This is a genomic window from Streptomyces viridosporus (assembly GCF_002078235.1).
GTDB classification, from domain to species: Bacteria; Actinomycetota; Actinomycetes; order Streptomycetales; family Streptomycetaceae; genus Streptomyces; species Streptomyces viridosporus.
Genome location: NZ_MSGP01000553.1, coordinates 1 through 11744 on the forward strand (window position 1 = coordinate 1; position 11744 = coordinate 11744).

Consider the following 11744-nt stretch of genomic DNA (forward strand, 5'->3'; position numbering starts at 1 on the left):
TGCGGGGCCGGAGCCGACGGCGGGACGGTTCCGGTGACGTGCATGGGGTGGTGCGCCTCTCTTCGAACTGCTGCCCGGGGTCGCCGGGGCGGCGCCCATGGTCCGGTATGCCCCGGGGACGCTCCAAATCGGGCGCTTTTGTCCTGTGTGAACCCGTCCGGCACCGTAAAAGGTGCACTCTCACCGGCCTCTGGCCGGGAATCGTCCGGGACCCCCGGGGACGTCCGACCCGCGCGGCCTGCGGCGCGGGACCCGGTACGAGCTGGGCGCCCTCCTCGCCGGGCCGGAGATCGACGGGACCGCAACGGCGGGGGCGGACGCGGCTCCTCGGACAGTGGCGCCCGCCCCGGTCGCCGGTGATGGCCTGACGCGTCGAGAAGGGCGCCCGCCCGGCTTCGGCCGAGGTCAGGCGCCCTTCTGTCGCGGCTGGAAGGAGCCGAGCTTCTTCGGCGAGTACGACACCGGGAGGGTCTTGGTCTGCTGCTGGTACGGCGTTTGCGTGTACCTGACCTGCGTCGATGACGTAAGTCGCTCCTGGTGCGGCTTCGTCTGCCGTTGCGGGAATATGTCGACTGTCGTCGAGACGCGGTTCACGGCGGGGTACATCACAGTCTCCACCAGCCCCGGAGCGGTTCACGTGGCCGCCGGCCCCGACGCCGGCGACCCTCATGGCCGGTCCGCCGCCGGCGCGACCCCCTAGGCGTTCGTGGCCGACGTGTGGGGCGCGCCGGTGGCCGGGAGGGTGGGGTCGAGGACGATCTTGATGGCGCCGTCCTGCTTCTTCTGGAAGGTCTCGTACGCTCCCGGCCCGTCTTCCAGGGAGAGCCGGTGGGTGCGCAGGTCCAGCACGCCGAGCGGGTCGGCCGGGTCGCTCACCAGGGGCATGAGGGTGTCGGTCCAGTGGCGCACGTTGGCCTGCCCCATGCGGAGGTTCACCTGCTTGTCGAACAGCTCCAGCATCGGCACGGGGTCGACGACGCCGCCGTAGATGCCGGAGAGGGAGATGGTCCCGCCGCGGCGGACGGTGGAGATGGCCAGGCGCAGGGCGCCGAGGCGGTCCACGCCGAGGTTCTTGAGCATCGGGCGGGCCAGCGCGTCGGGCAGCAGGTTGGCGCCCTTCTGGATCGCCTCGGCGACGCGCGAGCCGTGGGCCTCCATCCCGACGGCGTCGATGACGCTGTCCGGGCCCCGGCCGCCGGTCAGGTCGCGAACCGCCTCGGGCAGGTCGTCGACGTCGCGCAGGTCGAGGGTGGCGATGCCGTGGCGGCGGGCCATCGCCAGCCGCTCGGGCACGAGGTCGACCCCGATGACCTGGGCCGCGCCGCGGTGGCGGGCGATGCGGGCGGACATCTGCCCGATCGGGCCCAGCCCCAGGACGACGACGGAGCCGCCGTCGGGGATGTCTGCGTACTCCACCGCCTGCCACGCGGTGGGCACGACGTCGGAGAGGTAGAGGTACCGCTCGTCCGGCTCGCCGTCGTCGGGGACGGGGATGGCGCCGTAGTGCGCCTGGGGCACGCGGAGGTACTCCGCCTGGCCGCCGGGGACGTCGCCGTAGAGCTTGCCGAAGCCGAGCAGTGAGGCCCCCGTGTTCTGCTCGCGCACCTGGGTGGTCTCGCACTGGCTCTGCAGCCCGTGGGCGCACATCCAGCAGCTGCCGCAGGAGACGTTGAACGGGATGACAACCCGGTCGCCGGGCTTGATGCGGGTGACCTCGGGGCCGACCTCCTGGACGATGCCCATCGGCTCGTGGCCGAGCACGTAGCCGGGATCGATGAAAGCCCCCAGCGGGCTGTAGAGGTGCAGATCGGAGCCGCAGACGGCGGTCGAGGTGACCTTGATGATGGCGTCGGTCGGCTCGGTGATCTCCGGGTCCGGGACGTCCTCGACGCGGACGTCCTCCTTGCCCTGCCAGGTCAGTGCGCGCACTGCGTCTTCCCTTCGTGGTGGTGCCGCCGGCCGTGCGGAGGCCCGCGGGCGCCGGCGCTGTGGTTCGGGCTCCTCCGGGACTGGGCCCTCGCCGGACTCCTCGTCCTCGCCCGGCGAGGGCCAGTGGGCGGCCTCGTGGGGTCATGGACTCGGGGTCGGTGTCCGGGTCATAGGGCACATGGGGGAGGTTCCAGGCCGGGTTCCCGCTCGGGCCTCCACCATGTCAACGGTCCCGGGCGGCCGCATCCGGTGACCCCAGGAGTACTCGGGGTCGCGATCACAGAGCCGGTCGAGCAACTCCACGCAGTCCACCCCGGGCGATCGGGCGCTGTCGCACCGCTGTCCGTGCCCGAGGAGGGATCCGGAACCACCGCGGGCAGCAAGGCATCGGAGGTCGTGCCGGGCGGATGTCGTGACCGGCAGTGACGGTTCTCACCTCCGCCACCGGGCAGCTGCCTGGCCGCCTCCGCGCGGTCTTCGCGTCTGCCGAAGCGCGCAACCACGCCGACAGCCTGATCGAGGAGTCCATGCGGCGGCGGGAGGAGCCGACGGACGATGCGGAGGGTGCGTTGGAGGAGACCCTGGCCCGGAAATGCCCCGGAACCGCTGGTCGAAGCCGGGACACCGGTGGGAGGCATCGGGAGTGAGGCAGTGTTTCGACTCGCTGCTCAGGCGTGCGCCGAGAAGGGCGCCTGACGGGCATCCGCCCTGGTCAGGCGCCCTCTTTCCGTGCCTAGAAGAAACCGAGCTTCTTCGGGGAGTACGACACCAGGAGGTTCTTCGTCTGCTGGTAGTGGTCCAGCATCATCTTGTGCGTCTCCCGGCCGATCCCGGACTGCTTGTAGCCGCCGAACGCCGCGTGCGCGGGGTAGGCGTGGTAGCAGTTCGTCCAGACGCGGCCCGCCTGGATGGCGCGGCCGGCGCGGTAGGCCGTGTTGATGTCGCGGGTCCACACGCCCGCGCCGAGACCGTACGACGTGTCGTTGGCGATCCTGATGGCGTCGTCGAAGCCGTCGAACGAGGCCACCGAGACGACGGGGCCGAAGATCTCCTCCTGGAAGATGCGCATCCGGTTGTCGCCCTCGAAGATGGTCGGCTGCACGTAGTAGCCGCCCTTCAGGTCGCCGTCGTGATCGGCGCGTTCGCCACCGGTGAGGACCTTGGCGCCCTCCTGTCGGCCGATGTCGATGTAGGACAGGATCTTGGCCAGCTGCTCGCTGGACGCCTGCGCGCCGATCATCGTGTCGGTGTCGAGCGGGTGCCCGGGCCTGATCAGCTCGGTGCGGGCGACGGCCGCGGCCAGGAAGTCGGGGTAGTTGCCGCGCTGGATCAGCCCGCGGGACGGGCAGGTGCACACCTCGCCCTGGTTCAGCGCGAACATCGTGAACCCTTCGAGGGCCTTGTCGCGCAGTTCGTCGTCCTTCTCCCACACGTCGTCGAAGAAGATGTTCGGCGACTTGCCGCCCAGCTCCAGCGTGACCGGCTTCAGGTTCTCGGCCGCGTACTGCATGATCAGCCGTCCCGTGGACGTCTCGCCGGTGAAGGCGACCTTCGCCACCCGCGGACTGGAGGCGAGCGGCTTCCCGGCCTCCGGGCCGAAGCCGTTGACGATGTTCAGCACGCCCGGCGGCAGCAGGTCGGAGACGAGGCTCAGCCAGTAGTGGATGGAGACCGGCGTCTGCTCGGCGGGCTTGAGGACGACCGCGTTGCCCGCGGCGAGCGCGGGCGCGAGCTTCCACGTCGCCATCAGGACGGGGAAGTTCCACGGGATGATCTGGGCGACGACGCCCAGCGGCTCGTGGAAGTGGTAGGCGACCGTGTCGTCGTCGACCTCGCTGAGCGAGCCCTCCTGGGCGCGCACGGCGCCGGCGAAGTAGCGGAAGTGGTCGATGGCCAGCGGGATGTCGGCCGCCAGGGTCTCCCGTACGGGCTTGCCGTTCTCCCAGCTCTCCGCGACCGCGAGTGACTCCAGGTGGGCCTCCATGCGGTCGGCGATCTTCAGCAGGATGTCGGACCGCTCGGCCGCCGGCCTGCGCCCCCAGCCGGGCGCGGCCGCGTGGGCCGCGTCGAGTGCCGCCTCGACGTCCTCCGCCGTACCGCGCGCCACCTCGGTGAACGGCTGCCCGTTCACCGGACTCGGGTTCTCGAAGTACTGCCCCTTGACCGGAGGTACGTACTCCCCGCCGATGAAGTGGTCGTAGCGGGGCTGGTAGGAGACGATCGCGCCCTCGCTTCCGGGCGACGCGTAACGGGTCATGCGGAACCGGCCTCCTTCAGCGGCGCTGCCCGCCGTTGGGCAGCTCTGCGCCGGAGCGTAAGGACGCGGACGTTGCATCCACGTTGCGGGCGGGCGGGCTGCGACGCTACCGGCCCTCGGGGCGGGCCCAGCCGTCCGGGGCCGCCAGCTCCGATTCGAGCGCGGCCAGCCGGGCCCGGTTCGATGCCGTCGGCCGGGACGCGGCCAGGGCCCGCCACACGTCCAGGTCCTCCTCGCCCCACGGCGCGTGGGCCCAGTCGGCCAGCAGGTCGGCGTCCGAGCGGGCGATCAGTGCCGCGCGCAGACCGTCGGCGAGGCGGCGCCTGAGCCGTACGACCGCCGGTGCCCGGGAGGCGGGCAGCAGCGGGCCCGCGTAGGCGGCCAGGGCGGTGGTGACCGCACCGGCCGCCAGCCGGCGTTCGACGACGGCGATGTCCGACTCCAGGGGCGCCGCGAGCCGGTAGGGGCGCGACGCGAGCAGTCCCGGGCCGAGCACCTGACGCAGCCGGGCGAGCTCCGCGCGCAGCGTCACCGGTGTCACCGACTCGTCCTCGTACAGGGCGCACAGCAGTTCGTCGCCGGTCAGGCCGTCGGGGTACCGGGCCAGGAGGACGAGGATCTCGCTGTGCCGGCGGCTGAGCCGGATCCTGCGGCCGTCTGCCGTCAGTACGGCCCGGTCGCGGCCCAGTGCCGTCAGTCCGGGCCCGCCCGTGGCCGGGCGTCCTGGGGCCAGCAGCGCCAGCTGGGACTCCGCCGCGCGCGCCACGGCCTGGACGAACCCCAGGCTGTGCGGATGCGCGAGACCGTCCCCGCCGGTGATGTCCACGGCACCGAGCAGCCGCCCCGTGCGGGGGTCGTGCACGGGGGCCGCCGCGCACGTCCACGGCTGCACGCGCCGCACGAAGTGCTCGGCCGCGAAGACCTGGACCGGACGGCCCACGGCGACCGCCGTGCCCGGCGCGTTCGTCCCGACCGCGCTCTCCGCCCACCGCGCGCCGGGCACGAAGTTCATCCGCCCCGCCTGCCGCAGCGTCGAGGGGTGCCCCTCGACCCACAGCAGTCTGCCGTGCGCGTCGCACACCGCCAGCAGGTGCCGGCCGTCGGAGGCGAACGTGCCCATCAGCTCCCGGAACAGCGGCATCACATGGGCCAGTGGGTGCTCGGCGCGGAAGGCCCCGAGGTCGCTGTCCGTCAGTTCGATGTCGGCGGTGCCGTCCGGGTGGACCCCGGCGCGTGCCGAGCGCCGCCACGAGTCGGCGACCACGCCGCGCACCGGGCGCGGCACCGTGCCGGCCGCCGTGAAGGTCTCGTGAGCCCGGTGCAGCACGCGTACGCGCTCGGCGGGGTCGGCCCCCGGCTCCAGGGCCACCCAGGGATCGGTCAACGTGGCCTCCCACAGGGCGATGCGCTGGGGACATCGTCGCCCGGGGGGTGCGTGGCGACAACCGTTTCGACGGGGCGGCGATCCTCTGCCGTCGCCGGCCGGGTTCCCCGCGCGGGTGCTCGCCGAGCGGACGGTCGTGACCGGTCGCACCCCACGGCGCGACGCGGTCACCTGACTGTGCGTCAGGCGCACACGGCACCCGCGCGGCTCCGGCATCACCGCCCCGCAGAGCGCCCGACTCCTCCTGCCGACCGGGGAAGCGGGGCTCCCCGCACCCCACCGGCGGGGAAGTGGTGACGGGCCTGTCCACCGGCGGGGAAGTGGTGACGGGCTCGCCCACCGGCTTCGGCGGCCGCTCCCGTGGGACCCGGCCGCCGAGCGCGGCCGGGGCGCCGGGCCGTTCTCCAGCGGGAACGGGACCGTTGGCCCTCACCTTCCGGCCTCGCCCGACCCAGGGTGGAAGGACGCAGGACCGCTGTACCAGCGAAGGACGGGCCGGAGATGTACCCCGATGACGGTTTCCGCGAACCAGGGCGGCAGGAGTGCCTGCGGCTGATGACCCAAGTGCCCGTCGGCCGCGTCGTCTTCACGCGCCGGGCCCTGCCCGCCGTGCTGCCGGTCAACTTCTGCCTGGACGCCGACGGCGCGGTCCTGCCGCGTACCGCCTCGGCCTCGGAACTGGTCCGCGCGATCGACGGCGCGGTGGTCGCCTTCGAGGCCGACCACGTCGACGCGGTCCGTCAGGCCGGTTGGAGCGTCGTCGTCACGGGCCCGGCCACGGTGGTGACCGACCCTGCCGAGCACGAGCGCCTGACCCGCGCCGGCCCGGTCTCCTGGGTGCCCGCGCCGCGGGAGGTCGTCGTCCGTGTCGAGCCCGAGCCGGTCACCGGACGCGAACTCGTCGGCGGACGCGCCCTGTACGGGGTGAACCTGGCAGCGACGGGCGGATGACGGCCGCTCACGGGGTCCGGGCGGAGGGACGTCCGGCCCGCCGGGAGGATCACCCCGCAGGCAGCACGAGCGTGCACGTCTCCCCCGGGGCGATGGTGACGGCCCGATCGGCGAGTACGACGCGGATCGGTGATTCCTCCGAGGAGGGCACACCGACCCGCAACCGCCCGCTCCGCAGTCGCACGTCGACGCCCCAGTGACCGCGATAGCGCAGCGGGAACCCGTACTCGGACAGCGCCGGAAGCGGCACCGGGTCCAGCCACAGGGCGTCCTCGCGGGTCTCCAGCCCCGTCAGGCCGCGCTGGACCAGGTCGAGGGTCCCGGCCATGGCACCGAGGTGGATGCCTTCGCCGGTCGTGCCGCCCTGGAGGTCGGCGACGTCCGACTCCAGGGCCTCACGGACGTAACTCCACGCCTCGGCCCGTCTGACCCGGGCGAGGACCCAGCCGTGGACGAGTCCGCTGAGGGTGGAGCCGTGGCTGGTGCGCCGAAGGTAGTAGTCGACGGTCCCGCGCCAGACGTCGTCGTCCATCGGGTATCCCAGACGCTGGAACAACCACCGCAATTCGGCGGGCGAGAAGAGGTAGCCGAGCATGAGGACGTCGGCCTGTTTGGAGGCCTTGTAGCGGTTGACCGAGTCGCCCTCGGCCTCGAGGATCCGGTCCAGTCTCCGGATGCTGTCGTACCGTGAGCGGTAGCCGTCCCAGTCCAGCTCGGCCAGGTCGTCGTAGCCCTCGAACTGGCTGATGACGCCCCGGTGGTACGGCACGCGCAGTCGCCGGGACACCTCCTCCCACCGCGAGAGTTCGCCGCCGTCCAGCCGCACCCGTTCGAACAGCTCCTCCCGGCGCCATGCGGGAAGCCGCCGTACGAGGTCCAGAGCACGGCAGAGGACCCAGGCGGCGGTGACGTTGGTGTACGTGTTGTCGTCCAGGCCGGGCCGGGGGGCGTCCGGGTAGCCGTCGTGGTACTCGTCGGGGCCGACCACCCCGCGGATGCGGTACCGGTCCGTCTCCGGGTCGAGGACCGCGGTGTGCGCCCAGAAGCGGGCGATCTGCAGCAGCGTCTCCGCACCCTTGGTGTGGAGGAACTCGGTGTCGCCGGTGGCCTCGCAGTACTGCCACACGTTGTAGGCGATCGCCGAGCCGACGTGGTGCTGGAGCCGGGAGCGGTCCGGCAGCCAGCGCCCCGAGCGGGGGTTGAGATGCAGTTCCTGGGTCTCCTCGCGTCCGTCGCTGCCGCTCTGCCACGGGTACATCGCCCCCGCCCGGCCGGCCGCGGCCGCCGCGCGGCACGCCTGCGGCAGACGCCGGTGGCGGTAGGTCAGCAGTGCTCGGGAGACCTCGGGAAAGTGCAGGTTCAGATACGGCAGCACGAACAACTCGTCCCAGAAGACGTGGCCCCGGTAGGCCTCGCCGTGCAGTCCCCGGGCCGGCACCCCCACGTCCAGGTCCGCGGTGTGCGGTGACAGCGTCTGCAGGACGTGGAACAGGTGCAGGCGCAGGACGCGACCTGCCTCGCCGGGAACCCGGACCTCCGCGCGTCGCCACAACCGCCCCCAAGCGGCGGTGTGGGAGTCCAGCAGTGCGCAGAAGCCCGGGGCCGCGGTCACACGGTCGACGGCCGCCTCGAGCGGATTGGCGATCGCCGTGTCGCGTGAGGTGTGCAGCGCCACGGTCTTCTCCACGCCGACGGTGCGGCCCGGAACGAGGGGGATCACCAGACGGTGCACGGCACGCTGCCGGGCGGGCAGCAGCTCCGACGAGGCGGGCCGCTGCCCGGTGACCGAGGTCCGGGCCGCCAGGGCGATCGCGATGTCGGAGGAGCTGGTGCGGCAGCGCAGCCACACCGTGCGGGGCTCCTCCGTCCCCGTCTCCACCCGCGTCAGGTGACGGTGGTTGAGCGACCGGTAACGGTGCACATTGCCGTTGATCACACCGCCGTCGAGGGCGGACTCGACTTCGATCTCCCCCGGCCGGTCCTCGGCCGTGAAAACCGTCCGCAGCGCCGCCAGATGGGGGTCCCCCATGTGGACGAGGCGCGTCTGCTCCACGCTCAGCACGCCCGCCCCGTCCCGGTGGCGGAACGCGCGGGTCAACGTGGCGCGGCGCAGGTCCAGGGTGTGCCGGTGGTCGAGGAGGGCGCGGGTGTCCGGAGAGAACCACGGACCCCACGGTCCGTCGGCGGGACGGCGACGAAACCGCAGGGGCAGCCAGTTCGGCAGGTTGACCAGGTCCTCGTTCACCACCTGCCGCCCCGCGACACTCGACTCCAGACGGTTGTAGCAGCCGGCTGCGTAGGTTCCCGGGCAGTGCACCACCCCCGCTCGGCTCTCGGGCACCGCGCCGCGGGTGGCGAAGTAGCCGTTGCCGAGAGTGCACAGCGACTCGCGCAACCGCTCGGCAGCGGGGTCGTATCCCTCGTACTCCCAGGTCCACTCCGGCATCCGCGGCTGCCACCCCCTCTCCCTCCACGGCGATCACGGCGTGCGGTCCGCAGGACGGTGCTCAGGCCCGCCGGGGAACGACGGCGACCGGGCACGCGGAGTGGTGCAGCAGGGTGTGGGCGACGCGGCCGAGTTGCAGACCGAAGTGGCCGTGCCGTCGCAGAGCGCCGACGACGATCAGGTCGGCTTCGGTCGTGGTGTGCAGCAGGACCCGGTGCGCGGGGCCTTCGACCGGCCTGCGGCGCACCTCGACCTCGGGGTGCAGCCGCATCGCCTCGCTCAGCGCGTCGGTGAGGTTGGCCGAGGCGCGTTCCTCGTGGGCACGGGCGGCGTCATCGGCGAGGGAGTGGTCCGCGTGCTCATGAACCGGACTGCGCCAGGCCCGTACGGCGTCCAGGGCGCAGCCGCGTGCCTCGGCCTCGCGGAAGGCGAACCGTACGGCACTCGTGCTCGTGGCCGGGGTGCCGACGCCGGCCACCACCCGTCCGAAGAGGCCCTGCCGGTTCTGCTCCGGGCCACGGACCACGAAGACCGGGCACACGGCACGGGCCGCCACGGTGAGACCGACCGATCCCAGCAGCCGCCCGGCTATTCCGCCACGGCCGCGTGAGCCCACGACCAGGGCGTACGCCTCGTGCCCCGCGTGCAGCAGCACGGACACGGCATCGTCGGGCAGCACATCGCCCGACACCTTCACCTCGGGATCGCGGAGCCGGGCACGTTCGATGCCCGACGCGACGATGTGCTCCGCCAGGACCTCTTCAGCGGGGCGATCGGTCCTGAGGGAGGGGCGGGCCGCCTCGTAGCGCTCCCACAGCGAGGCATGGACGAGACGCACCGGAAGACCATGGCGTGCCGCTTCGTCCACCGCCCAGTCCAGTGCCTGAAGGCTGGAGTCCGACCCGTCGACACCCACCACCAGGGGGAGTTCCATGGTTCCCTCACCTTCCTGTGCGACCGCTGACACACCCCCTGTCACTACCGTCGCACTGCCCGGGACCTGCCGCGACATACGGACCACGCGGCCGGTGCCCTGCCGGTCCCGGGCCGTGGGGGACGCGACGCGTCATCGGTCCGGGACCGCAGGCCCCGCCCGGCTCGGCCGGTGATCTCGATGCGGTGCGGCTTGGCCTCCTCGGCCTTGGGGACGCGCAGCGTGAGGACTCCGTTGGTCAACTCCGCGGTGATGTGCTCGGTGTCGACGTCCGGGGACGGATCCGCTGCTTGCGGGGCCGGGCCCCCGGGCGGGTGCCGGGCCCTCGAGGTCGTTCCGGCTGATGCGCCCGCCCTGCGGTCACGCCGGCCAGCCGACGGCCGGGCGGGGGCCCGGCCCGGCCGCGCCCGTGCCCTCGATGTCGCGTTCGGCGATCCCCACCAACTGCCGGCCGAGGTCCTGCATGGCCCTGCCCGCCGCCAGTTCGTCGCCGATCTCCGGCACGTCCGTGTCCGCCGGATTGCGGTGCGCGACCCCGTGGCCGGTGAGCTCCCTGGTTCCGGTGTCGACCACCGCGCGGGCCTTCGTCGTCCCCCCGTCCTGGAAGAGGTGGAGGCGGACCTTCCATTCCCCTGTGTGCGGCATCGCTCTCCTCCTCAGCTCGGTACGGACCGGTGCGATCCGGATGCGGCTCGTTCGGACACCCCGTGCCGCGCGGCGGGTGCCGCCGTCCGCTCCGCGAGACGGCGCCGGACGTGGTCGGTGAGGGTGCTCAGCCGTTCGGAGGGCGTCGCACGAGGTGCGACGGGGGCCCGGATCCGCCGGGCGGCCGGCGGCAGCGCGGCCAGGTCCGCGGCGAACCTCTCCCGGCACTCGCCGAGCGTGGACCTCTCGCCGGTGCGCCGCCCGTCCCGCATCACCGTCTCCAGCAGCGGCGTGCCCTCGCGTGGCGGCCGCTCATCGGCGAGGCCGATCACGTCGGCGCAGCCGGGACGACGGAACACCTGCTTCTGCCCGGGCGCCGTCACCTTCGCCGACGAGAGTTTCATGACCGGTCGCCCGTCGTACTCCACCATCTTGTAGGCCGAGTCCAGGTACGGAGCGTCGGCCGAGACCCCGACGCGAGTGCCGACCGCGTAGACGTCGATCGGTGCCCCGGAGCGGACCAGGTCGTCCACGGCGTACTCGTCGAGACCACCGCTGACGGTGATCCGCACGTCCCGCAGGCCCGCTCCGTCGAGGACGGCCCGGGCCCGCACCGCCAGGGCCTCCAGGTCGCCGCTGTCCAGGCGTACGGCGCAACCGGGCCCGAGGTGCAGGTCCCGCAGCACGCGTGCCGCGACGCGGACGCCCGCCTCGGTGTCGTAGGTGTCCACGAGGAGGGTCACGGGGCCGGGGTGGGCCCGGGCGAACGCGCGGAACGCCTCTTCCTCGGTCGGGAACGCCTCCACGAAGGAGTGGGCCATCGTGCCGACGGCGGGCACGTCCACGGCCGTGGCCGCGACCACGTTGCTGGTGCCCGCGAATCCGGTCATCGCACCGAGCCGGGCGGCCTGGAAACCGGCCTGCGGACCGTGGGTCCGCCGCAGGGAGAAGTCCACGACCGGGTGCCCGGACGCCGCCAGGACGCACCGCGCCGCCTTCGAGGCGATCGTCGTCTGATGGCTGAGCTGGTTGAGCACGTACGTCTCGACCAGTTGCGCCTGCGGCAGGGGAGCCGTCACCTCCAGCAGGGGCTCTCCGGCGAGGACGACCCTCCCCTCCGGCACCGCCCGCCACGGGACCTGGAACCCCTGCTGGGCCTGCGGTTCACCGGCCGGGTGCGGGCGGTGCCGGAGGGGAG

10 protein-coding genes are annotated in these 11744 nt (G+C 72.9%); 1 reads left to right on the forward strand and 9 read right to left on the reverse strand.

Annotated elements, in window-relative coordinates; translation table 11 throughout:
• Positions 1–405: 405 nt before the first annotated feature.
• From B7L92_RS32130 to B7L92_RS32150, 4 genes are all read right to left on the reverse strand, one after another.
• Complete coding sequence (locus B7L92_RS32130) at positions 406–606, reverse strand: hypothetical protein (RefSeq protein ID WP_081240816.1); 201 nt, start codon at positions 604–606, stop codon at positions 406–408.
• Between the two features lie 90 nt (positions 607–696).
• Complete coding sequence (locus B7L92_RS32135) at positions 697–1929, reverse strand: zinc-dependent alcohol dehydrogenase (protein WP_081240817.1); 1233 nt, start codon at positions 1927–1929, stop codon at positions 697–699.
• Positions 1930–2662: 733 nt separating this feature from the next.
• Complete coding sequence (gene exaC, locus B7L92_RS32145; protein ID WP_081240819.1) at positions 2663–4186, reverse strand: acetaldehyde dehydrogenase ExaC; 1524 nt, start codon at positions 4184–4186, stop codon at positions 2663–2665.
• A gap of 106 nt (positions 4187–4292) precedes the next feature.
• On the reverse strand, positions 4293–5570 hold the full coding sequence (locus B7L92_RS32150; protein ID WP_081240820.1) for a GAF domain-containing protein: 1278 nt from the start codon (positions 5568–5570) through the stop codon (positions 4293–4295).
• 501 nt (positions 5571–6071) lie between these two features.
• Here B7L92_RS32150 and B7L92_RS32155 point away from each other — a divergent pair.
• Positions 6072–6521, forward strand: a complete 450-nt coding sequence (locus B7L92_RS32155; RefSeq protein ID WP_081240821.1) for a pyridoxamine 5'-phosphate oxidase family protein — start codon at positions 6072–6074, stop codon at positions 6519–6521.
• A 49-nt stretch (positions 6522–6570) separates the two neighbouring features.
• On the opposite strand, the gene B7L92_RS32160 is transcribed toward B7L92_RS32155, so the two are convergent.
• The 5 genes from B7L92_RS32160 to B7L92_RS32180 all read right to left on the reverse strand — a co-directional run.
• Positions 6571–8967, reverse strand: coding sequence for a glycoside hydrolase family 65 protein (locus B7L92_RS32160; RefSeq protein ID WP_081240822.1), 2397 nt, complete (start codon positions 8965–8967; stop codon positions 6571–6573).
• Positions 8968–9028: 61 nt separating this feature from the next.
• On the reverse strand, positions 9029–9901 hold the full coding sequence (locus tag B7L92_RS32165; protein WP_081240823.1) for a universal stress protein: 873 nt from the start codon (positions 9899–9901) through the stop codon (positions 9029–9031).
• A gap of 44 nt (positions 9902–9945) precedes the next feature.
• Positions 9946–10143, reverse strand: coding sequence for an Hsp20/alpha crystallin family protein (locus B7L92_RS43990; protein ID WP_438364038.1), 198 nt, complete (start codon positions 10141–10143; stop codon positions 9946–9948).
• 118 nt (positions 10144–10261) lie between these two features.
• Positions 10262–10546, reverse strand: coding sequence for a DUF1876 domain-containing protein (locus B7L92_RS32175; RefSeq protein ID WP_081240824.1), 285 nt, complete (start codon positions 10544–10546; stop codon positions 10262–10264).
• Positions 10547–10557: 11 nt separating this feature from the next.
• The coding region (locus B7L92_RS32180) for a nicotinate phosphoribosyltransferase (RefSeq protein WP_255311238.1) at positions 10558–11744 on the reverse strand (1187 nt) is incomplete at its 5' end.